The 23,305-nt window shown below is 31.8% G+C and carries 24 protein-coding genes and 1 tRNA gene; 16 read left to right on the top strand and 9 right to left on the bottom strand.

Annotation, left to right across the window (positions count from 1 at the left end; all coding sequences use genetic code 11):
- Positions 1-7: 7 nt before the first annotated feature.
- Positions 8-2,755, bottom strand: a complete 2,748-nt coding sequence (mutS, locus tag TX50_RS08795; protein WP_011133272.1) for a DNA mismatch repair protein MutS — start codon at positions 2,753-2,755, stop codon at positions 8-10.
- A gap of 143 nt (positions 2,756-2,898) precedes the next feature.
- Between mutS and psbZ the strand changes: the two genes are divergently transcribed.
- The 5 genes from psbZ to TX50_RS08770 all read left to right on the top strand — a co-directional run bounded on the left by psbZ (position 2,899) and on the right by TX50_RS08770 (position 4,727).
- A complete protein-coding gene (psbZ, locus tag TX50_RS08790) occupies positions 2,899-3,096 on the top strand; it encodes a photosystem II reaction center protein PsbZ (protein WP_011133271.1) in 198 nt (65 codons plus the stop codon).
- A 48-nt stretch (positions 3,097-3,144) separates the two neighbouring features.
- The gene (gene ribH, locus TX50_RS08785) at positions 3,145-3,621 is read left to right on the top strand and encodes a 6,7-dimethyl-8-ribityllumazine synthase (protein WP_011133270.1); all 477 of its coding nucleotides are present in this window, start codon (positions 3,145-3,147) and stop codon (positions 3,619-3,621) included.
- Between the two features lie 62 nt (positions 3,622-3,683).
- Positions 3,684-3,755 (top strand) — tRNA-Gly (locus tag TX50_RS08780).
- A gap of 115 nt (positions 3,756-3,870) precedes the next feature.
- Positions 3,871-4,302: a nuclear transport factor 2 family protein gene (locus TX50_RS08775; RefSeq protein ID WP_011133269.1), complete on the top strand. Its 432-nt coding sequence runs from the start codon at positions 3,871-3,873 to the stop codon at positions 4,300-4,302.
- A complete protein-coding gene (locus tag TX50_RS08770) occupies positions 4,275-4,727 on the top strand; it encodes a GtrA family protein (RefSeq protein ID WP_011133268.1) in 453 nt (150 codons plus the stop codon). Before TX50_RS08775 ends, TX50_RS08770 begins: the two co-directional genes overlap by 28 nt.
- Position 4,728: 1 nt before the next feature.
- On the opposite strand, the gene TX50_RS08765 is transcribed toward TX50_RS08770, so the two are convergent.
- A complete protein-coding gene (locus TX50_RS08765; protein ID WP_011133267.1) occupies positions 4,729-5,184 on the bottom strand; it encodes a GNAT family N-acetyltransferase in 456 nt (151 codons plus the stop codon).
- Between the two features lie 177 nt (positions 5,185-5,361).
- Here TX50_RS08765 and secA point away from each other — a divergent pair, with 177 nt between their 5' ends.
- Positions 5,362-8,193: a preprotein translocase subunit SecA gene (gene secA, locus TX50_RS08760; RefSeq protein ID WP_011133266.1), complete on the top strand. Its 2,832-nt coding sequence runs from the start codon at positions 5,362-5,364 to the stop codon at positions 8,191-8,193.
- 7 nt (positions 8,194-8,200) lie between these two features.
- On the opposite strand, the gene cysE is transcribed toward secA, so the two are convergent.
- From cysE to miaA, 4 genes are all read right to left on the bottom strand, one after another.
- Positions 8,201-8,935 carry a serine O-acetyltransferase gene (gene cysE / locus TX50_RS08755; protein WP_011133265.1) on the bottom strand — a complete coding sequence of 245 codons (735 nt, stop codon included), beginning with the start codon at positions 8,933-8,935 and terminating at the stop codon, positions 8,201-8,203.
- Positions 8,936-8,941: 6 nt separating this feature from the next.
- Positions 8,942-9,913 (bottom strand): GntR family transcriptional regulator, encoded by a 972-nt coding sequence (locus tag TX50_RS08750; RefSeq protein WP_011133264.1) that lies wholly within the window; start codon positions 9,911-9,913, stop codon positions 8,942-8,944.
- Positions 9,914-10,011: 98 nt separating this feature from the next.
- The gene (gene infC / locus TX50_RS08745; RefSeq protein ID WP_011133263.1) at positions 10,012-10,584 is read right to left on the bottom strand and encodes a translation initiation factor IF-3; all 573 of its coding nucleotides are present in this window, start codon (positions 10,582-10,584) and stop codon (positions 10,012-10,014) included.
- A 51-nt stretch (positions 10,585-10,635) separates the two neighbouring features.
- Positions 10,636-11,535: a tRNA (adenosine(37)-N6)-dimethylallyltransferase MiaA gene (gene miaA / locus TX50_RS08740; RefSeq protein WP_011133262.1), complete on the bottom strand. Its 900-nt coding sequence runs from the start codon at positions 11,533-11,535 to the stop codon at positions 10,636-10,638.
- Between the two features lie 152 nt (positions 11,536-11,687).
- Between miaA and gyrB the strand changes: the two genes are divergently transcribed.
- From gyrB to TX50_RS08710, 6 genes are all read left to right on the top strand, one after another.
- Entirely contained in the window at positions 11,688-13,655 is a 1,968-nt protein-coding gene (gyrB, locus tag TX50_RS08735; RefSeq protein ID WP_011133261.1) for a DNA topoisomerase (ATP-hydrolyzing) subunit B, read from the top strand.
- Entirely contained in the window at positions 13,652-13,981 is a 330-nt protein-coding gene (locus TX50_RS08730; protein WP_011133260.1) for a hypothetical protein, read from the top strand. The genes gyrB and TX50_RS08730 overlap by 4 nt, the downstream gene beginning before the upstream one ends.
- Positions 13,982-13,984: 3 nt before the next feature.
- Complete coding sequence (locus TX50_RS08725) at positions 13,985-14,356, top strand: FluC/FEX family fluoride channel (protein WP_011133259.1); 372 nt, start codon at positions 13,985-13,987, stop codon at positions 14,354-14,356.
- Positions 14,317-14,682 carry a CrcB family protein gene (locus tag TX50_RS08720; RefSeq protein ID WP_327077671.1) on the top strand — a complete coding sequence of 122 codons (366 nt, stop codon included), beginning with the start codon at positions 14,317-14,319 and terminating at the stop codon, positions 14,680-14,682. The genes TX50_RS08725 and TX50_RS08720 overlap by 40 nt, the downstream gene beginning before the upstream one ends.
- 42 nt (positions 14,683-14,724) lie before the next feature.
- Entirely contained in the window at positions 14,725-16,134 is a 1,410-nt protein-coding gene (mgtE, locus tag TX50_RS08715; protein ID WP_011133257.1) for a magnesium transporter, read from the top strand.
- A 100-nt stretch (positions 16,135-16,234) separates the two neighbouring features.
- A complete protein-coding gene (locus TX50_RS08710) occupies positions 16,235-17,236 on the top strand; it encodes an RpoD/SigA family RNA polymerase sigma factor (RefSeq protein ID WP_011133256.1) in 1,002 nt (333 codons plus the stop codon).
- On the opposite strand, the gene TX50_RS08705 is transcribed toward TX50_RS08710, so the two are convergent.
- Positions 17,221-18,135: an alpha/beta fold hydrolase gene (locus TX50_RS08705; RefSeq protein WP_011133255.1), complete on the bottom strand. Its 915-nt coding sequence runs from the start codon at positions 18,133-18,135 to the stop codon at positions 17,221-17,223. The genes TX50_RS08710 and TX50_RS08705 overlap by 16 nt on opposite strands.
- A gap of 89 nt (positions 18,136-18,224) precedes the next feature.
- On the opposite strand from TX50_RS08705, the gene TX50_RS08700 reads away from it, so the two are divergent.
- On the top strand, positions 18,225-19,223 hold the full coding sequence (locus TX50_RS08700) for a carbohydrate kinase family protein (protein WP_011133254.1): 999 nt from the start codon (positions 18,225-18,227) through the stop codon (positions 19,221-19,223).
- On the opposite strand, the gene tsaE is transcribed toward TX50_RS08700, so the two are convergent.
- Positions 19,181-19,618, bottom strand: coding sequence for a tRNA (adenosine(37)-N6)-threonylcarbamoyltransferase complex ATPase subunit type 1 TsaE (gene tsaE / locus TX50_RS08695; protein WP_011133253.1), 438 nt, complete (start codon positions 19,616-19,618; stop codon positions 19,181-19,183). The two genes, TX50_RS08700 and tsaE, sit on opposite strands and share 43 nt — an antisense overlap.
- A 49-nt stretch (positions 19,619-19,667) precedes the next feature.
- Here tsaE and ahcY point away from each other — a divergent pair, with 49 nt between their 5' ends.
- Positions 19,668-21,086 (top strand): adenosylhomocysteinase, encoded by a 1,419-nt coding sequence (gene ahcY / locus TX50_RS08690; protein WP_011133252.1) that lies wholly within the window; start codon positions 19,668-19,670, stop codon positions 21,084-21,086.
- A 2-nt stretch (positions 21,087-21,088) separates the two neighbouring features.
- Positions 21,089-21,748, top strand: a complete 660-nt coding sequence (locus TX50_RS08685) for a DedA family protein (protein WP_011133251.1) — start codon at positions 21,089-21,091, stop codon at positions 21,746-21,748.
- Here TX50_RS08685 and TX50_RS08680 read toward each other — a convergent pair.
- Positions 21,745-22,116, bottom strand: a complete 372-nt coding sequence (locus TX50_RS08680) for a single-stranded DNA-binding protein (protein ID WP_011133250.1) — start codon at positions 22,114-22,116, stop codon at positions 21,745-21,747. The two genes, TX50_RS08685 and TX50_RS08680, sit on opposite strands and share 4 nt — an antisense overlap.
- 132 nt (positions 22,117-22,248) lie before the next feature.
- Here TX50_RS08680 and TX50_RS08675 point away from each other — a divergent pair, with 132 nt between their 5' ends.
- Complete coding sequence (locus TX50_RS08675; RefSeq protein WP_011133249.1) at positions 22,249-23,301, top strand: rod shape-determining protein; 1,053 nt, start codon at positions 22,249-22,251, stop codon at positions 23,299-23,301.
- Positions 23,302-23,305 lie beyond the last annotated feature (4 nt).

Below are 23,305 nucleotides of genomic sequence, written 5' to 3'. Positions count from 1 at the left end.
TAAAATTTTATTTAATTTTAATTTGAGCATTCAACTGATTATTTTTTTCTAAATAATCTAAAACTAAAATAGCTTTATTAATAACTTCTTTAGGAACCCCGGCTAATTTAGCGGCTTCAATTCCATAACTTTTGTTCGCACCACCTTTTTCAATTTTATGACAAAAAAATAGTTGATCTTTCTTCTGTTTTACTAATACCTGAAAATTTTCTACGTTTGTATTTGTATGTTTAAGATAATTTAGTTCATGATAATGAGTGGCAAAGATTGTATTACATACAATTTTTTTTGCAAGATATTCACTTACTGACCATGCTATGGATAACCCATCAAAAGTAGAGGTCCCTCTTCCTATCTCATCAAGTAAGACAAGAGAGTTTGATGTCGCTTGATTTAGTATTGATGCTGTTTCTGACATTTCTACCATGAATGTCGATTGTCCAGTTGATTGATCATCTACGGCTCCAATTCTTGTAAAAATTCGATCTACAATTTGAATATCGGCTTTGCTTGCAGGCACGAAACTTCCAATTTGAGCCAGAATTTGTATTAATCCTATTTGTCTAATAAAACAACTCTTTCCACTTGCATTTGGACCAGTTAATATGATTAATTTTTGCTTATTATTAAACAAAATATCATTAGATATAAATTTTCTATTAGTTAATAGTTGTTCAACTATAGGATTCCTTCCTCCAATAATCTTTGTGCTTTGTTGGTCTGTTGAATTAGTAATGGGTGAAATAGTCGGTTTTATAAAATTATTTTCTAATGATGTAATTGCTAAACCAAGTAATGCATCTATACAGGCAATAGCTTTTGCTACGGATCTAATCCTTTTTGTTTTGGCGGATACAAGATTTCTTACTTCGCAAAATAATTCATATTCTTTAGCAGCCGCGCGATTTTTGACTTGAAATATTTTACTTTCTCTATTCTTGATTTCTGTGGTTACATATCTTTCCTCATTAGTAAGAGTTTGCCTTTTAATCCAATGAGCAGGTGCTAAATTAACTTTAGATTTATTAATTGATATGTAATAACCAAAGTTTTTATGGAATTGAATTTTTAAATTTGATATTTTACTAATTTTTCTTTCTTTTAATTCTTCTTGATTCAACCAATCTGAGTAGTCGTCAATTAAATTACGTAAGCCATCCAACACATTATCAACCCCATCATGGATAATGCCTCCTTCACTAGTATTTAAAGGTGGATTTTGTACTAGCTTGAAGCTTATTAGATCTGCTAACTCTAAAAGCTCATTATCAATATTTTTTAATTGATTCGTCCAGGATGGGATTTCATACTTAAATAATTTAACAATTGACTTTAATCTAGGTAATTTTTTTAATCCCTCTGAGATTGCAATTAAATCTCTTGGACTGGCATGCCCCGCACATGCTCGCCCTGAAAGTCTCTCTAAATCGCCCATTGCTCTAAGTATATTTTGGGTGTCTGTCCGCAACTTTTTAGACTCTAAAAAGTTTGAAATAATATTTTGTCTTTTATTAATTTCATCAATATTTAATAATGGAGAGTCTATCCATCTTCTTAAACATCTTGCACCCATACAGGTATATGTTCTATCAATACTCCACAGAAGTGAACCAGCATAATTATTTTCTCTTTGTGTATTTTTTATTTCTAAATTTTTTTGAGTTTGATAATCAATAATTAAATGATCTTTTGGAAATTGTATTTGTGGAAAATCTAAAGAAATTTTTAAAGAAGAATCGTTCTCTAAATTTGAAGGATTTATTTTCTCTAAATAATTTAGTAAGCCACCAAGTGCTTTAGTCGCATTATTTAAATGCTTGAGTCCTAGGCCCTCTAAACTAAGAATTTGAAAATAGTTTTTTATAGTTAAACATGCTTCATTAATACTGAAAAAAGTTTCTTGGGTGACAGTATATGTAATTTGTTGATTTTGGTTTTCTAATAACTTTTTCTCTTCATTGCTTCCTATGATGATTTCTGATGTATCTAATTTAATAATTTCATCGAATAATTTAGAGATTGATTGACCCTCCATTGTTAATAATTCTCCTGTACTCACATCAGCTCTTGAAATACCCCATTCATATAAGTTTTCTGAAATGTTTTCTGATAAGTGGATTGCAGTTATCCAATTATTTTTTTTTGCAACCAACATCCCTTCTTCAATTACAGTCCCTGGCGTAATTATTCTGGTTATGCCCCTTTTCAGTGGTGTTCCGTAATTTCCAGTACTTTTTTCTAACTGATCACATATAACTACTGAATGGTTTTTTTTAATTAATTCGGCGCAGTATCTCTCCATTGCATGATAAGGGACTCCTGCCATAGGAATTTTACCAATATCTTTACCCGCATCTTTGCTCGTTAAGGTTATTTCTAATAGGTTAGATATGAATACAGCATCTTCAAAAAAACATTCAAAAAAGTCACCTAATCTATATAACAACAATCTATTGCTGTTTTCTTCTTTTAATGTCACATAATGTTTGAGAATTGGAGTTAATTTTTGTTTTTCAACGGTTTTATAACTGTAAGACTTTTCATTAATGCAATCATTCTTTCTTTCTGAATTTGAATTATTTTTGAATTTGTTTATTAAATTAGTAGAATTTTTTCTTTGTCTGGGCCTTTTCTGCGACTCTTTTTTTAATTCTTCAGTAGATAAATCATCAGGTATTTGACTTGAGTTGTTTGGGCGTTTAAGTTCATGATTAATTGCAAATAAATCCTTCTGAATTATTGTATCTTCTTCCATCTTTTTATTATTTATAAATAGATATTAGGAACATATTTTAGTTTTGCATTTTAAAACTGACTAAAAGTATGTAAATTTTCTCCAAAAATATTCATTTTCATGAGATCATAGTATCTATAATTATTTAAAAATAAGATTGAATCATGCAGGCAGTTAATTTTTTCTTCGTAAATGCTCTTTTATTTGCTTCTCTTATCGCGGTAGTAGGAGTTCCCGTTTTATATGTAACTCAACCTTCTACGGAAGATGGACAGAAAGAAAGTAGAAGAAAAATATATTCTATTGCTGCAGTTTGGCTCGTTTTAGTTTTTGCTACAGGGATTGTTTCAGCCTTAGTTTGAACTTAGTACCTTTTCATGAGAGTGTAGATATATAAGAAAGAAAATTTAATGACTATCTTTGAGGGATCTTTTACCAATGCTTCTACTTTAAAAGTAGGTATAGTTGTAGCTAGATTTAATGATTTAATTACTAATAAAATATTATCTGGGTGTCTTGATTGTCTTAAAAGACATGGTTTAGATACTTCAGAAACAAGTAAAGAACTTGATATTGTTTGGGTTCCTGGATCATTTGAACTGCCAATAGCAGCTAAAACACTTTTGAAAAAAACTAACTATGACGTTGTAATTGCTCTTGGAGCTGTTATTAGAGGAGAAACTTCTCATTATGATGTTGTTATTTCTGAGGCTAGTAAGGGAATTTCACAAGTTTCATATGAAAATAATGTCCCAATTATTTTTGGTGTTTTAACTACTGATAGTATGCAACAGGCTTTAGAAAGAGCTGGGATAAAAAACAACCTTGGTTGGAACTATGCTTTACAAGCAATTGAGATGGGTTCTTTAATCAAAAATTTAAATTAGTTTCAAAAAAAGTAAGGTTTTGTTCATTTCATTCCTTTTTTAAGATAAAATGAACTAGGTATGCGGATGTAGCTCAGTGGTAGAGCATCTCCTTGCCAAGGAGAATGTCGAGAGTTCGAATCTCTTCATCCGCTTTTAAAGCTGTATTAATTGGTTGGCTATTGTTCTGCTAAATCAGATTATTTAAATGATTACTTTTTTAAAATACAAAATTTGAAATATAATTAATAAATAAATATAAATTTTTAAATGCCACTTACTGTTTCTATTGAGGATTTAAGAGGATTATTTACTAAACCCTATGGGGCAGATGCACCAACAAAAGCAAAGTGGGCAGAGTTTTATAATGAGAATGTTACCTTCATTGATCCAACACAGGAAACGAAAGGATTAGATTCTTATGTAGAGGCCCAAGAAAAGCTGGTTAAAAGATGCGATGATGTTTATTTGGAAACTCATGCAATATCAATCAGCGGAAACTATGGATTTGTAGAATGGACTATGGGTTTAAAAATTATGGGTAAAGAATTTATATATCCTGGCACGACACGTTTGATATTTTCTGACAATGGCTTAATCCAAGAACACAGAGATTATTTTGATTTTTGTGGTCCTACTTTTGGGCCCGTTCCTATTTTGGGTCCATTTATAAGGTGGCTTTATGCAAGATTTATATCTTAAAGATCAAAGAGGTTAGTAAAATTTTAAAAATTTTGAATAGTATTTCTCAAGCAAATAAATATCAAATATTAAGATTTTTTATCTCGGGTTTAATTGCAACATTTATAAATTTCTTAGTATTTAATTCATTTTATTTAATTTTTAAAAATATAATATTTGCTTCCTTATTGGGTTACTCGACAGGACTTTTATCATCATTTGTTTTTGCAAAGATTTGGGTTTTTAGAGATAATTCACAAAAAAAAATAATTAAATCTTTTTTTATTTTTTGTTTAATTTATTTTTTAGGAGGTTTAGAAATGTCTCTAGTAATTATTTTTTTGAGTCGATTAATTGATAATTATAAGATTGCTTGGTTGATAGGAGCATTTATTGGCGCCTTAAATAATTATTTAGGTTCGAAATATTTTTTATTTAAGAAGTAATTTACATTTCGTGTACTAAAAGATTTTGTGAAGTAACTTCTTTGAAATCAACTTGCGAATAAAACATTTTTTTGCTCGTAGTCATTAAATATATTTTCTTGGTATGTTTTATTTTATTTGATTCTAAAAGATTTTTCACAATCATCTTGCCGTAACCTTTCCCTTGATGATCTTGATCAATTACTATATCCCATAAAACGCCTCTATAAATACCATCTGACAAGGCTCTTCCAAAACCAACTGGTTCATTATTAGACCAAATACTTACAACAACATCGCTATTAGCAAGACATTTTTTGAGGTCTTTAATTGTTCTATCCTTAGCCCAAAATGCATTACGATGAAGAAATTGTTGAAGTTTAAATAATCCTTTCGTGGGTTTGAGATTAGGACCTAATCCAAATAATCTTAATCCAAGAGCACCTTGTGAATGTTTAATTAAAAATACTGGTTTCATAAGTTTGGAAATTCTAGAATTTTGAGAGAAATGTAATAACTTCGTTGGTAACTTTGATTTACACCTTAATCGATTTCTTTTTAAAAAAATAAAGAGATATAGGATTTGCTCTTTTAGTTGTAACGCACTAATTTATAATGATTGTAATAGGATAAATTTTTTAGAGGAAAAACAATTATGCTCAAACTTTTGTTGGGAGACCCGAATACACGAAAGTTAAAGAGATATCAACCAATGGTTGAAGAAATAAACTTATTAGAAGAAGACGTATCCATATTAACTGATGATGAATTGCGGAATGAAACTCATAATCTTAAATCAAATATTTCATCAGAGTTAAATATTAAAAAACAAAAGGAACTATTAGAAGAAACGTTACCAAAAGCTTTTGCAATCGTCAGAGAAGCAAGTAAAAGAGTTTTAGAAATGCGTCATTTTGATGTGCAATTAATTGGTGGGATGGTTCTCCATGAAGGACAAATTGCTGAGATGAAAACTGGAGAAGGTAAAACTCTCGTTGCAACGCTACCATGTTATCTCAATGCTTTAACTGGTAAAGGTGTACATGTTGTTACCGTGAACGACTACTTAGCTCGAAGAGATGCTGAGTGGATGGGACAAGTGCATCGTTTTTTGGGCTTATCAGTTGGTCTAATTCAGCAAGATATGAGTCCTGCTGAAAGAAAAAAAAACTATGCATGTGACATAACCTATGCCACTAATTCTGAATTAGGTTTTGATTATTTGAGAGATAACATGGCTACTGAAATCGAAGAAGTAGTTCAAAGAAAATTTAATTATTGCGTTATAGATGAAGTAGATTCAATTTTAATTGATGAAGCAAGAACTCCTCTAATAATTTCTGGTCAAATAGAAAGGCCACAAGAAAAATATCAAAAAGCGGCAGAATTATCATTGTCTCTAATTAAGGCGAAAGAGTTGAGTAAAGATGGAATTGATCCAGAGGGTGATTATGAAGTTGATGAAAAACAACGTAGTTGTATATTAACTGATCAAGGATTTGCTAAATGTGAAGAGGCCTTGAAGGTTAATGATTTATACGATCCTAAAGATCCTTGGGCTCATTACATTACTAATGCATTAAAAGCTAAAGAATTATTCGTTAAAGATGTAAATTACATCATTAAAAAAGATGAAGCAGTAATAGTTGATGAATTTACTGGAAGGGTTATGCCTGGAAGAAGATGGAGTGATGGACAACATCAGGCAATCGAAGCAAAAGAAGGTCTTAAAATTCAACCTGAGACCCAAACATTAGCATCTATAACGTATCAGAACTTTTTCCTTTTATATCCAGGATTAGCTGGTATGACAGGAACTGCAAAGACCGAAGAGGTAGAATTTGAAAAAACTTATAAATTAGAGTCAACAGTTGTTCCAACTAATCAGATAAGAAAAAGACAAGATTGGGCTGATCAAGTTTTTAAAACAGAGCTTGGAAAATGGAAAGCAGTTGCTAATGAGACAGCAGAAATACATAGGAACGGTAGACCTGTTTTAGTAGGTACAACAAGTGTCGAAAAAAGTGAGTTATTAAGTTCACTTCTTTTCGAGCAGCAAATCCCACATAATTTGCTAAATGCAAAACCAGAGAATGTAGAACGCGAGGCAGAAATCGTAGCTCAGGCTGGAAGATCTGGTGCCGTCACTATCGCAACAAATATGGCGGGAAGAGGAACTGATATTATTCTTGGTGGTAATAGCGACTATATGGCAAGGCTAAAATTAAAAGAGACTTTAATGCCCTTACTAGTTAAGCCAGATAATGAGCATAAACCGCCAATACCTCAACAAAGAAATTCAAAATCTGGGGGAGGATTTTCTGCAAATGTTGACTCAATTGCAAATAAAAATACTAAAAGCGGTGTAGACAGTCTTTTCCCATGTCAGTTAGGCGAAGATATTAAAAGAAAACTATCTTTATTATCCAATGAACTTGTAAAAAATTGGGGAGATAGAAGCTTAACTATTCTGGAATTAGACGATAAAATAGCTACTGCTGCTGAAAAAGCTCCAACTGAAGATAAACTAATACAATCTTTGAGAGAATCTTTATCAGAGGTGAAAAATGAATATGAAAAGGTATTAATTCATGAAGAAGAAAATGTTAGGAATGCTGGAGGTCTTCATGTCATAGGAACTGAAAGGCATGAGTCAAGAAGAGTTGATAATCAACTTAGAGGAAGAGCAGGTAGACAAGGAGATCTTGGAAGTACCAGATTCTTTTTATCTTTGGAAGATAATCTATTAAGGATATTTGGAGGAGATAGGGTAGCAAACCTAATGAACGCTTTTAGGGTAGATGAAGATATGCCTATTGAGTCAGGAATGCTTACTAGATCTTTAGAAAGTGCACAGAAGAAAGTCGAGACTTATTATTATGACATCAGAAAACAAGTTTTTGAATATGATGAGGTAATGAATAATCAAAGAAAAGCGGTTTATAATGAGAGATTAAGAGTTCTAAAAGGGAATGATTTGAAGAAACAAGTCATAGGGTATGGAGAAAGAACAATGGAAGAAATTGTAGAAGCTTATATCAATCCTGATTTACCTCCAGAAGAATGGGACATAGATCAATTGATTTCTAAAGTAAAAGAATTCATTTATTTATTAAATGATCTTAAATCAGAAGATGTTAGTGTCTTATCTATTGAAGAATTAAAAAATTATCTTCAAGAGCAATTACGTATTGCATATGATTTGAAGGAGGCTCAAATAGAGAAATTTCGTCCAGGTTTAATGAGGGAAGCTGAAAGGTTTTTTATACTTCAACAAATTGATAATTTATGGAGAGAACATCTTCAATCGATGGATTCTTTAAGAGAATCTGTAGGATTAAGAGGTTATGGTCAAAAGGACCCCTTGATTGAATATAAAAATGAAGGTTATGATATGTTTCTTGAAATGATGACTAATATGAGAAGAAATGTTATTTATTCAATGTTTATGTTTCAACCTAAAAGTGAAAAAGTAACTAATAATTAATTCGCAATTAGTTATCTCCTAAGAATTCTATTATTTCTTTGTCTTTTAGATTTTGTGCATTGCCAATTTTAGAAATATCATTAGATTCTGAATTTACCAAACATTGAAGGGTATTTTGTAGTTGAAGGATTTGGTTTTCAAGCTGATCTATTCTGTCCATTAAATTTTTGATTACATTAGCTTCAGCGTCTGGTAAAGCAGAGTGTGCTAAGGGATTAACTTTTACACCACTTTGATGAACTACTCTTCCTGGTATTCCAACAACAGTACTATTTTCTTCGACATTACGAACAACGACTGAACCTGCACCAATTCTAGTATTTTGCCCAATTATTATTGAGCCTAGAACTTTTGCTCCTGCCCCAACTACAACATTCTCCATTAATGTTGGATGCCTTTTGCCATGACTTTTACCAGTTCCTCCTAATGTAACTCCTTGATAAAGTAAGCAGTTATTACCAATTTCAGCTGTTTCGCCGATGACAACACCCATGCCATGATCTATAAAAACTTTTTCCCCGATTTTGGCACCTGGATGTATTTCTATTCCTGTTAATAATCTATTTAAATGACTTAATAATCTCGGAATTAAGGGTAACTTTAATAACCATAATTTATGGGTAAACCTATGAACGATAATTGATTGGAAACCAGGATAGCAAAGAAAAATTTCTAAAATTCCTCTTGCTGCAGGATCTCTCTCTCTTATTATTTCAATATCTGACTTGAAAGTTCTTAGCATGATGAATTAATTAATTACTCCTATCTCAGTTTTTAAATGATTTATAGTTTTTATGCTTAAATAATTTTTTGCACATATAATTTGTGGTACTCTCATCAACTGAGAACGATTTTTTAGCAGAGTATTTTCAATAACAGATAAACTAGGTCCATCGCAAACTATATGATTGGAAGCTTTTAAAAGGGCTAATAATCTATTACTGTTATCTGAGATGGTAGTCATGATTACTATATCACTTCCTCTCATGCTATGTATGATGATTTCTGCAGCTCTTAATAGGCCAGGACTGATGCTTACAATACCTACACAACTACCAGGTTTTAATTCTTTGATTATTTTTAATTCTTTCTGAAAGTCGCTCAAATCAACAGCAATAGCTCTAACCCTATATTGTTTTGCTAATTTTTCTAAGGGTTGTAAAAAATATCTACTTGTGACAATTGTCCCATTATTGGAGTTGCAAAGAACTTTTTCTAATTCTTCCATAGGGATAACTTCTACTGGTACGTTGATGTTAGGAGAGAGGTCTTCTGCAATTAACATAGAGGCACCTATATCTTCCCGAGGGGTACTAACTATTATTCTTGATCCACATTTAATGCGCCAATCAATTTCATTAGTCAACAGATTTCTTGTTTCTTGAAGAGTGCATCCAAGTTTGATTAATTTGTCAACTGCTTTTTTTGTCTCTAGAGCAGGAGTTGTATTTAAATTGTTTTTTGAATTAAAAGATTTTTTAAGATTATCTCTCACATAAATCCCTGATCCTGCTATCGCTTCAACCACTCCATCCGTTTCGAGTTGTCTATAAACTTTACTTATAGTATTGCGATGCAATCCTGTTTGCATAGCTAATTGTCTAGTACTAGGCAAGCGATGACCTGGAGGATAATATCTAGCTGCAATTGCAAAGCAAATTTGATTATATAACTGTGTAGATGCAGGAATATCAATTTCTTGTTGAATATGAAATCTCACTTTAGAAAAAACCTAATTAATTTCTTTAATGATATTAAGTGATATTTTAACATCCATTAAAATTTTTGAATGAATTTAGTATTGTAAATTGCCTAGATTTACCCTTCTTCTTTTTTTATTAAAGGTGTTTTTCTGGGACTTAAAAACATAATCATATTTCTACCTTCCCTTTTTGGTCTTTGTTGAACTTCTGACTGTTCTTCTAAATCATTAGCCATTTTTAAAAGGAGTGTTTCTGCTAAATTTGAGTGCTGAATTTCTCTACCTCTAAAAAAAACTGTACATTTAACTTTATCGCCTGATTTTAAAAATCTCACAGCTTGACCTATTCTTACGTCATAATCATGTTTATCAATTTTGTATCTCATTTTCACCTCTTTAACTTCAGTTTGGTGAGATTTTTTCTTTGTTTCTTTTGCTTTTTTCTCCTGTTCAAATTTATATTTTCCGTAATCCATTATCCTACAAACAGGCGGATTAGCTTTCTCGCTTACTAAAACCAAGTCAAGTCCTCTTTGATGAGCAATTTCTAGCGCTTTTATTCTATCAATCACTCCTAGTTGTTTACCATCTGAATCAACAACTCTTAGTTGAGGGTATTTAATTCTTTCGTTAATATTTGGGAGCTCTCTAACAGGAGCGCGGCGATCAAAGCGTGGACGTGGTGGCATTCAGTTTTTTAAAAAGGTGTTTTGATGAAAAGATCTACTTATTTTATAAAGCTAGCGTAATGCATGCTTTATATTGATTATTGCATCTTTTAGTAGGTTTTTGTTATTAAGCCATATTGGATTGTTTTTATTACGGAACCATGTTTTTTGTCTCTTAGCAAATTGGATTGTTTTTGTTGTAGTTATTTCAATAGCTTTTTCAAGTTTTAAATTTTCCTTTATTACATCCTTGGCTTCTCTATATCCAATCGTTTCTAGTAAAGGTAAATTTGATCCATATTGATTAATAATCTTTTTGGTCTCATCTATAATTCCAAATTCAAACATATTTTTTGTTCTTTTGAAAATACGTTCTTTTAAATCTTCTCTGTATAGACCTAATTCTAATATTTTCCATGGGGGAGGGTTCTGGAATTTTTGAGAGGATATTGGTTTGCCCGTTACATAAAAGACTTCTAAAGCTCTTATCGTTCTAACTTGATCAGCGTAATTGATTTTTTTTGTTAAGACAGGATCACAAATTTTTAAAAGTTCCCAACATTTTTCTTGCCCTAGTTTTTCGAATTGTGATCTTAAAACTTTTTGAGGGGGCACATTCGGAGCAAAGAAACCCTTTATTATTGAATTCATATATAGCCCGCTCCCGCCTATTAGAAAAGGAATTCTGTTTTGATTTAGTTCTCGATTTATTGATTTGGTAGCAATTTCTTGAAATTGTTTTGCATTTACTTGGCTAGAGGGTTCTTCAAGATCTATTAAAAAATGCTTTATTGTTTTTTGTTGTTCTTTAGTTGGCTTTGCTGTACCTATGTCCATAAATCGATAAAGTTGTCTTGAGTCGACATTATGTATATTGAGATTAAAATATTTAGCAATTTCGATTCCTAGCTCAGTTTTGCCACTCGCTGTAGGTCCGATTAAAACTATTACTAATGGTTTTGGTTGGAACATATGTGATTTTTTGGAATAAATATTCCATTCATATGATTAAAGTGATTAAATTTTGCATTTACTTCAAGCCTTTCTCTTATCCCGATGGTAAATTTAATGAAACACCTTTTAAAAATAACATTTTAAAAGTTTTATTTTATTTTTTATATTAAATGAGTGAGGAAAAAAGATCTAATAAAATCTCCAATGACTATGGTGCTGATCAGATACAGGTTTTAGAGGGATTAGAACCTGTTCGTAAACGACCAGGAATGTATATTGGTTCTACTGGTCCAAGAGGGCTTCATCATCTTGTATATGAAGTCGTAGATAATTCTGTAGATGAAGCCTTAGCAGGTCATTGTGATCATATTGAGATAGTTCTTAAAGAAGATGGATCAGCTTTGATCTCAGATAATGGCAGGGGTATTCCCACAGATATACATCCAAGGACAGGTAAAAGTGCTCTGGAAACTGTTCTTACTGTTCTTCATGCAGGGGGAAAATTTGGAAGTGGTGGATATAAGGTTTCTGGTGGATTACATGGTGTCGGAATCTCTGTTGTTAACGCTCTAAGTGAGTGGGTGCATGTTACTGTTTCAAGAGATGGTTATGAATTTAATCAAAGATTTGAGAAAGGAATTGCAAAAGGTGAATTAAAATCCCAAAAACAACAAAAAAAACCATTTAGAAAAGGTACAACAATTTGTTTTAAGCCAGATACATCGATATTTACTGATGGTATTAAATTTGATTATGCTCTTTTATCCTCAAGATTAAGAGAATTGGCTTATCTCAATGGCGGCGTCAAAATTATATTTAGAGATGAGAGGCAAAATTTATCGGATGGTTCTTTCAAAGAAGAAATTTACTTATATGATGGCGGTATTAAAGAATATGTTGAGTACATAAATAAAGAAAAGGAATCTATTCATTCTGAGGTTATTTATGTCGATTCACAAAAAGATAATGTTTACGTGGAAGCAGCTTTGCAATGGTGCTCGGATGTTTATTCAGATAATATATTGGGATTTGCAAATAATATCAGAACGATAGATGGCGGCACGCATATAGATGGCTTAAAAACTGTATTGACTAGAACTTTTAATGCTATCGCGAAAAAAAGAGGTAAAAGAAAAGAAGTTGATAAAAATTTGTCAGGAGAAAATATTAGAGAAGGTTTGACAGTCGTATTATCTGTAAAAGTTCCAGAACCGGAATTTGAAGGTCAAACAAAGACAAAATTGGGAAATACTGAAGTGAGAGGGATTGTTGATTCGCTCATAGGAGAATCATTAATAAAGTATATGGAATTTAATCCTAATGTTTTTGATTTAATTCTAGAAAAAGCAATTCAATCTTTTAATGCGGCAGAAGCAGCTAAACGAGCGAGGGATTTAGTAAGGAGAAAAAGTGTTCTTGAGAGTTCAACTTTGCCTGGCAAATTGGCAGATTGCAGTTCAAGAGATCCCTCAGGTGCAGAGATTTATATAGTTGAGGGTGATTCCGCTGGAGGTTCAGCTAAACAAGGAAGAGATAGGAGATTTCAGGCGATTTTACCTTTGAGAGGAAAAATATTAAATATTGAAAAAACAGATGATGCAAAAATATATAAAAATACAGAAATTCAATCACTAATCACTGCTTTGGGATTGGGTATAAAGGGTGAAGAGTTTAATGTAAATTCTCTTAGGTATCATAGGGTTGTAATTATGACTGATGCAGACGTAGATGGGGCACATATTAGAACATTACTATTAACTTTTTTTTATAGATATCAAAGGGATCTCGTTGAAAAAGGTTTTATATACATTGCTTGTCCCCCTTTATACAAAGTTGAAAGAGGAAAAAATCATAAATATTGCTATAACGAAAATCAATTGAAGCAAACTATAGAAGATTTTGGAGAAAAAGCTAACTATAATATTCAAAGATTTAAAGGTTTAGGTGAAATGATGCCTAAACAATTATGGGATACAACAATGAATCCTCAGACACGAATGATGAAAAGAGTAGAAATTGAAGATGCTCTAGAAGCAGATAGAATTTTCAATATTTTGATGGGAGATAAAGTGGCACCAAGAAGAGAGTTTATTGAAACTCATAGTGCCAATTTAGATATGGCGACATTAGATATATGATAAAAAATGTGATAAAAAATATTTGTTTAATCGGATTCGCTCTGATTGGCCCAATTACATTACCTGCAGGAGGAATACAAAGGGATTTAAACAAATATAATACTCTTAATAATTCCAAAGAAATCATATTAAATTCAAATTGTTCACTTTATACTTTTCCAAAAATTAACGCTAAAAAATTGTTGGTTCTTGATACCGGTTCTTCATTATCAGTTTTACAAAAATGGGTAGTCAAAGAAAATGATACTTGGGCACGAGTAGAATTGCTAACAAATCAATTTATTGAACATCCTAATAGAACTAAAAGGGGTTGGATTAAAATATAGATCTTGGAACTAGATGGTTTTATTTATATTTTAGTAGGAAGTACCTTCGGGTTGATTGTAAGAATGTTTATAAAATATATTTCTGGAAAAAAGAAAATATTTTATTCTAATAATATTTTAATAGTAAATGTTTTAGCCTCTTTATTTTTAGGTATTTTCGAAGGTTTGAATATAACAAATAAGAATTTAATACTATTTATTTTTGTTGGTTTTTTAGGATGTTTCAGTACATTTTCATCTTTCATATATCAGTTATTTAATTTGATTCGAGAAAAAAAATATTTAATCCTATTGATTTATTATGCTGAAGTTATATTATTATCTTTTTTATTTTTTTGTTTAGGATATTTTATTACTTTAACCTTTATAAATTGAATAAAAAATATTTATTAACTTTTTTATTAACTGCCTATTGCGCTACATTCCTAAGATTTTATTTTAAAAATAATTTTGTTATTTCTATTATAGGTTCTTTTTTATATGGCTTTTTTATTTCAAGGAAAATTAGTAAGTCAAAAAAAGAAATTTTATTTAGTGGTTTCTTTGCTTGCTTTACATCTTTTAGCGGTTTTGTTCACTTTTTATATCAATTTATTATCCAAGGTTACTATCTAAAGTTATTTATTTATTTGAATGTAATTGTTATTTTAAATTTAATAATAATGTATATTGGTTTTCAGTTAAGTAGAAAAATTACTTAATTTTTATATAATATTAATGTTACTTCGATAAAGGGAAATATCATGGAAGAAAATAATAATATAGAGGTAAGTACTTCTTTATCTTCGGATTTATCTAATCGTGGAAAGATCACAATCCAGCTTGAGGAATTACTTATTGCAGGAAATTATGATGAAGCAAAATTATTACTTGAACCTTCCCAGCCCGTTGATATCGCTGATGCCATTGGTAGTCTTCCTTTAATACTCCAAGCTCTTGCATTTAGGTTATTAAAAAAAAATGAGGCAATTGAGGTTTATGAGTATTTAGATCCAATAGTGCAGCAAACATTACTAGATAGACTTCGTTCCGGGGAGGTTTTAGAAATAGTTGAAAAAATGTCTCCTGATGATAGGGTTCAACTTTTTGATGAATTACCTGCAAAAGTTGTAAGAAAATTTCTGTCAGCACTAAGTCCTGGTGAGAGAAAAGTAACGGCAGAATTATTAGGATATGAGCCAGAAACTGCTGGCAGATTAATGACTACTGAATTCATAGATTTAAAAGAAATGCAAACTGCTGAGGAAGCATTGTCGATAGTAAGAAAAAGGGCTGCATTTACAGAGACAATATATAGTCTATATGTCACGGATAAAGAAAGGCATCTAACTGGAATTTTATCTTTAAGAGATCTTGTTACGGCAGATCCTACTAGGCCTATTGGTGAGGTTATGACAAAGGATGTCGTTAATATTTCCACTAATACTAATCAAGAGGATGTAGCTAGAGCAATTCAAAGATATGATTTTTTAGCTCTCCCAGTTGTAGATAAAGAAAAAAGATTAGTTGGAATTGTTACGGTTGATGATTTGATTGATGTTATTGAGCAAGAAGCTACTCGAGATATTTATGCTGCAGGCGCTGTTCAGCTTGGTGATGAGGATGATTATTTTCAAAGTGGTTTATTTACAATTGCTCGAAGGAGAATTTTATGGCTATTAATTTTAGTTCTAGCTAATGGTTTAACTACAAAAGTTATTGCAATGAATGATCAGATTTTGAAAGAAATAGTTTTACTAGCTGCTTTTATCCCATTGCTTATCGGTACCGGAGGAAATGTTGGAGCCCAAAGCTCAACAGTTGTTATAAGGGGTTTAAGTACTCAAAAATTAAAATCAATGGGTGCATTTAAGGTAGTGGTTAAAGAGGCAATAACTGGTGCTTTATTAGGGATTTTAATGATGCTAGTGGTTTTCCCCTTTGCTTGGTGGCAAGGGGAGGGACCATTAATCGCATCCGCAGTTGGAATTAGCTTGATTTCGATAACAACGTTAGCTGCAACCGCCGGAGCTATTCTTCCCTTACTATTCGAAAGGATGGGTTTAGACCCTGCTTTGATGTCTTCCCCCTTCATAACTACTGTGACAGATATTGCTGGGGTATTTATTTATCTTAGTACTGCAAATTGGCTACTTAATTCTTCAATTTTGTAAGAATTACTAGGTATTTATTCTCATTTTTGTAGAATTGTGGGTTTTTTTGTTTAACTTTACATTTCTTAATGGTATTGTTTACAAAACAACATTAACTTTTATGTCACCCGAAACATTAGTTGAGAATAAATTAGCTACTATTTCATCTTTAAAATCCAGTAATGATGTAGATTTGGTTAGGTCTTATTTGAGGGATATTGGACGAGTTCCATTACTATCACACGAACAAGAAATCACTTTAGGTAGGCAAGTTCAAGAATATATGCAAGTTGAGAGAGCTGAAATTGAAATAATGGAATTGACAGATAATAAACCTTCACCTGAAGAATTAGCTGAAAAGTTAAATTTATCTACTTCACAAATCAAAAAAAGACTCAGAGCTGGTCAGCGAGCAAAAGAAAGAATGGTTGCTGCAAATTTAAGATTAGTCGTCAGTGTTGCAAAAAAATATACAAAAAGAAATATGGAACTTCTTGATTTAATTCAAGAGGGAACAATTGGATTAGTAAGAGGTGTAGAAAAATTTGATCCTGCTAGAGGATATAAGTTTTCAACATATGCGTATTGGTGGATTAGACAAGGTATTACAAGAGCAATTGCAGAAAAAAGTAGAGCTATTAGATTGCCAATCCACATAACAGAGATGCTTAATAAGCTAAAAAAAGGTCAAAGAGAGTTGAGTCAAGAAATGTCAAGAACACCTACAATAAGTGAACTAGCTAAATATGTTGAGTTGCCCGAAGATGATGTTAAAGATTTAATGTGCAAAGCTGGGCAGCCAGTAAGTCTAGAAACAAAAGTAGGTGATGGTGAAGATACAGTTTTACTGGATTTATTAGCTGGAGGAGAAGATTTACCTGATGAGCAAATCGAAATGGACTGTATGAGGGGTGATTTACATTCACTACTTCATCAGTTACCTGATTTGCAATGTAGAGTCTTAAGAATGAGATATGGAATGGATGGAGATGAGCCAATGTCTCTAACGGGTATTGGACGTGTCTTGGGTATTAGTAGAGATAGGGTAAGAAATCTAGAAAGAGATGGTCTAAGAGGTTTAAGAAGACTTAGCGAAAGTGTGGAAGCTTATTTCGTCTCTTGAATAAATTGACAAATTAAATTGTTAGTCTCCTCAGGATTTTCATCGTGAGGACAATGTCCAGCCTCTTTAATAACATCTAGTCTTTTTATATTTTTATAGTTTTTCTTCCAAGATTTTGCTTCATTTAGAGATTCCCAAGGATCTTTTTCTCCCCAAATCAACTGAATTGGAGAATTAACCCTATAAAATAGGTCTGTAGCGAGATAGTCATCGAATAAATTAATAAAACCACGAAAAGCCTCTTTTGAATTTTTTCTTTGAGAAGGATTATATAAAATTTCTATTAATTCTTCATCAATATTTTTTCCTGAGGGATATGCTTTTTTAAGGATTTGTTTAATAACTGCTGGATTGGCAGCTCTCTCAAAAAGGGTGTTACTAATAATTCTTTTACTTACTAATGTTTTTATTACCGGACGCAATAAGTTCATTAATACATCGCTTCTTTTAAGTCTCTTATCATCCATTGTTCTTTGGGCACAGTCAATTAAAACAAGGCCATTACAATTTTCTTTGAGAATTTCAGCAGCTTTTAAAGATACAACTCCACCGATTGAGTTGCCTACTAGATAAACAGGAGATTTAATTACCTCATTACAAAAAGTAGCTACCTGACTTCCCCATAAGTCAAAGGAATATTTAACATAATTATCTTTGTAAGACTCATAATCTAATGAAGCTCCAGGTTGGCTACTTTCTCCAAAGCCTAGTAGGTCAATTGAATAGCAATTATGATTATTTCCGAGAAAATCTTGATTATGTCTCCAATGTCGTTTTGATGCTCCAAAACCATGAATTAATAAAATATTTAAATCACTATTGTTAGAGGATTGTTTTGTTGAAGACCATGATATGTCCCAATTTTTCCATTTCCAATTTTCGGATTTTTTAAAGGACATTAGAAGAAAAATATTAATTAAACTTTAATTCAAAAAAAAAAAAATCGTTTTCGATTAATTATTCTTAGTTTAGAAAAAATTTTTAGTCTATGAAAAAAACAAAAGTTATTTGTATTGGGGAGGCTTTAATAGATAGAATCAAGAATAAATCAAATCAAGAATTTACAGATTTTTTGGGAGGAGCTCCTGCAAATGTAGCTTGTGCATTGAGAAAATTACAAATAGATTCAGTCTTTATTGGACGTATAGGAAGTGATGAATTTGGTAAGAAATTTATTAATCAATTTAAAGAATTGGAGGTAAATATAAATTTTTTGCAATTGGATGATTGTCTTCCCACTCGTATCGTTAAGGTAAATAGGGATAATTCCGGAGATCGATATTTTTCTGGTTTTGATACAAGCTTAAATACATTTTTTGCTGATGAGGCTTTTGATAAGAATGAAATTAAAAAAGATTTGAAAAGTTTGGAAAACCTCTTTTCAAAAACAAAATATTTAGTTTGTGGAACAATTATATTATCGTCTTCAATATCTGCAGATACTATTAACTTTTTATTGAGTTTAGCTAATAAATTTGATGTAAAAATAATAATTGACTTGAACTGGAGAGAGGTTTTTTGGGATTTTGCCACTTCTTCATCAGAAACTAATAAAAAGGAGAGAGTTGATTTAATAAGGAATTTATTGAATAAGGCGCATATTTTAAAGTTGGCCAAAGAGGAAGCAATTTTATTTTTTGAAAATAAAAATCCTTTGGAAATATCTGAAAGATTGTTAAACCGTCCTGATGTAATAATTACAGATGGAGCAAATCCTATTTGTTGGTTAATAAATGGAGTACAAGGAACGACTGAAGTTTCTAAGTCGCTAAAAATTATTGATACTACTGGAGCAGGTGATGCTTTTTTAGCTGGATTAATTTCACAATTACTGTCGTTTGATTATCCTTCAAATGAATCAGAAATACAAAATTGTGTAAAATTCGCAAGTATTTGTGGGTTACTCACCTGTCTTGGTGAAGGTGCGATTGAACAACAACCAGACTATTCAAAGGTTAATAAATTTTTTGGATCCCAAATTTTATAATTTCTCCCAAAATTTGTAGCGTAACTTATTTCTATTTTCCAGAAATTATTCAAACATGGCTTTATTAATTCCGGCCATTCAATAACCATTATAGCTTCATTTTGTATAGCCTCTTCTTCCTCAGAAATAAAGAATTCTTTTGCCATCAAACTATTTTCTAGCCGATATAAATCCATATGAATTAGTGGAATTGTTCCAGAATTGTAATGATGCGATAAGGCAAATGTTGGACTTGTAATATCTTCTGAAATAGATAGGCCTAATGCAATTCCTTGGACGAATGAAGTTTTTCCAGCTCCAATGGGACCTTGTAGTAAAATAACCGATTTTGGATTTAATCTTCGAGCAAAATCACTTCCTAATTGAATTGTTTCTTTTAAATTCCCAACAAACACTAAATTATATAAAAATCGCTTATAGTCTAAGTATAAGATATTTTTAGAAATGGTTATTGCTAATTCGATTAAAACCTCCATACCAAACTACGTAATTAAAGATATTTCTTTATCAGATTTCGGACGTAAAGAAATTAAAATTGCCGAAACTGAAATGCCTGGATTAATGGCACTTAGAGATAAGCATCATTCGGATAAGCCTCTAAATGGTGCAAAAATAGCTGGTAGTTTGCATATGACTATTCAAACTGCTGTTTTGATTGAAACTCTTGTTGATCTTGGTGCACAAGTTAAATGGGCTTCATGCAATATTTTCTCAACTCAAGATCATGCTGCTGCTGCTATTGCAGAACAAGGAATTTCTGTTTATGCAAAAAAAGGTGAGAGTCTTGATGAGTATTGGCAATATACTCATTACATTTTAGATTGGGGTACAGATTCTCCAAACATGATTCTTGATGATGGTGGAGATGCAACAGGTTTATTAATACTTGGTAGTAAAGCAGAAAAGGATTTGTCAGTTCTAAAGAATCCTAGTAATGAAGAGGAAATAGCATTATTCAACTCAATTAGGTCTAAATTGCAAGAAGATAGTAGCTTCTACTCTCGTATTAAGGGAAATATTATCGGCGTTACTGAAGAAACAACAACAGGAGTTGCAAGACTTTATCAATTGCAAAAACAAAATGCACTACCATTTCCTGCTATCAACGTAAACGATTCAGTTACTAAGAGTAAATTTGATAATTTATATGGTTGTAGAGAATCTCTAGTTGACAGTATCAAACGTGCGACTGATGTAATGATTGCAGGAAAAGTTGCGTTAGTAATGGGATTCGGAGATGTTGGTAAAGGGTCTGCTCAATCATTAAGAGGACTTGGAGCAATAGTCAAGGTTGCTGAAGTTGATCCTATATGCGCTCTTCAAGCAGCTATGGAGGGTTTTAGTGTTGTCACATTAAATGATGTTGTTGAAGATATTGATATATTTGTTACTGCTACTGGTAATTATCAAGTTATAACTAACGATAACCTTATTAAAATGAAGGATGAGGCGATAGTCTGTAATATTGGACATTTTGATAACGAGATTGATGTTGCCTCGTTGAAAGATTACCCATGGGAAAATATTAAGCCTCAAGTTGATCATATTACTTTGCCAAGTGGAAATAAAATTATTCTTTTAGCAGAGGGAAGACTTGTTAACTTAGGCTGTGCAACAGGTCATCCAAGTTTTGTTATGAGTAATTCTTTTACTAATCAAGTATTAGCTCAAATTGAACTTTTCAATAAGTCAGATGAATACTCTAAAGAGGTCTATGTTTTACCTAAACATTTAGATGAAATGGTTGCTAGGTTACATTTGGATAAAATTGGGGCTAAGTTAACAAAACTAACTAAAGATCAAGCAGACTATATTAATGTCTCTGTTGAAGGACCTTATAAACCAGAGCAATATAGATATTAAATTTGAGTTTAATTTTTATTAATTTACTCACTTCCATTCCTGAATATATTAGTAAGGCTGTTGAAACAAATTCAACAATAGCCTACCTCACGATATGTTTGGCGATGTTTTTAGAGAATATTATACCTCCAATTCCATCGGAAATAATTATGCCTTTAGGTGGATTTTTTGTCTACCAACAAAAATTAAATTTCTATATTTTGGTTTTTTGGGGTGTATTTGGAACGATACTAGGGTCTATGCCTTGGTATTATTTGGGTAAATTAGTAAATGAAAAAAGATTATCAAACTTTTTAGATAAAAGGGGCAAATATATAGGAATAACTTCTAATGATCTTATTAAGAGCAGGAGATGGTTTGATAAATATGGGGTTTCGTTAGTTTTTTGGGGGAGATTAGTACCTGGTATAAGAACATTAATTTCAGTACCCGCTGGAATGGAATTAATGCCACTTCGGAAATTTTTAATTTGGACTAGTTTAGGAAGTTTAATATGGGTTACATTATTAACTTATGCAGGATTTGTCTTTGGCGAAAATTATCCAATTATTGAAACATATTTGAATCAAATTAAATTTATTGTCAAACCCATATTAATTCTGATATTTGTTTATTTTTTAATAAAATTTTTTATAAGACTTTATAAAAAAAAAATAACTTAAAAAGGAATATCTCCAGAGTTATTATTATTTGAAAAATTGCTATTATCTGTTTCTTTCTTAGAGCTCAATAAATTTAATCTATCAACTCTAACAACTGGTTTAAATCTATCTTCTCCTGTATTCTTGTCTTTCCAACTATCAATTTTAAAACTTCCTGTAATACCAATTAAAGAACCTTTTTTGACATAGTCAGCAGCTATTTGTGCTTGTTTGCCCCATATTTCTAGATTAAACCAGTCAGGTTCATCACCTCTACTTATTCTGTTTACTGCAAGAGTGAAGTTGGCAACTGTACTTCCAGATTCGAAATATCTCACATCAGGCTCTCTTCCAGCTCTACCAACCAAATTAATAGTGTTAATTTCCATAAGCTATTTTTTTTTATATTACTCATCTTTTTTGCTTTTGCTTAAGTTTTGCAAGCTATTCATAACTAAATAAAAGTTTTTTTTGAGGTATTGAGAAAATAGATATATTATTTGTTTAATAGATTTCTTATTGTGATTTTTAACAGATTTAAATTTTCTAGGGATATAGGGATTGATTTGGGTACTGCTAATACTCTTATTCATGTATCAGGTAAAGGTGTGGTTCTACAAGAACCCTCAGTAGTAGCTATGGATCTTGAAGAGGGAGTTCCTTTGGCCGTAGGTGAAGAAGCAAAATTAATGCTTGGAAGAACCCCAGGAAATATAAGAGCTGTGAGACCTTTGAGAGATGGAGTTATTGCTGATTTTGATGCGGCAGAACAAATGATAAAAACTTTTATTCAAAAATGCAATGAAGGAAGGGGAATTTTAGCTCCAAGAATAGTTATTGGTATTCCGAGTGGGGTTACTAGTGTTGAACGAAGAGCTGTTAGAGAAGCTGGATTAGCTGGGGCTAGAGAGGTTCATTTGATTGATGAACCTGTCGCTGCAGCTATAGGAGCTTCATTGCCAGTAACTGAACCAATTGGAACCATGATTGTTGATATTGGGGGTGGAACTACTGAAGTAGCAGTTTTAAGTCTAGGCGGAACGGTCCTAAGCGAATCTGTAAGAATAGCAGGTGATGAACTTAATGAATCGATAGCAATTTATCTTAAAAAAGTACATAATCTAGTTGTCGGTGAGAGAACTGCAGAAGATATTAAAATCAAAATTGGCTCCGCATTTCCAGATGATGAATTTGATAATACTTCTATAGAAGTTAGAGGTTTACACCTTTTATCTGGCTTGCCAAGATCTATTACTTTAACCTCTGGAGAAATTAGAGAGGCTATGGCTGATCCTCTTTCCAAAATTGTTGAAGCTGTAAAAAGAACTTTGGAGCGAACTCCTCCTGAATTAGCGGCAGATATAGTTGATAGAGGAATTATGCTCGCTGGAGGTGGAGCTCTTGTAAGAGGGATTAGTGATTTGCTTAGCCATGAAACTGGAATTTTTACGCATATTGCAGAGAATCCATTACTATGCGTAGTTAACGGTTGTGGAGTGGTATTGGACGATTTCAAAAAACTCAAGAGAGTTGTTGATACACCTGATTTTATAAGGAATGCGATTAGAGATTAGTTGA

The sequence above is a fragment of the Prochlorococcus marinus subsp. pastoris str. CCMP1986 genome (assembly GCF_000011465.1).
GTDB lineage: Bacteria > Cyanobacteriota > Cyanobacteriia > PCC-6307 > Cyanobiaceae > Prochlorococcus_A > Prochlorococcus_A pastoris.
Note: the sequence above shows the minus strand (reverse complement) of the source record. Positions and strands in the feature narration are given on the sequence as shown.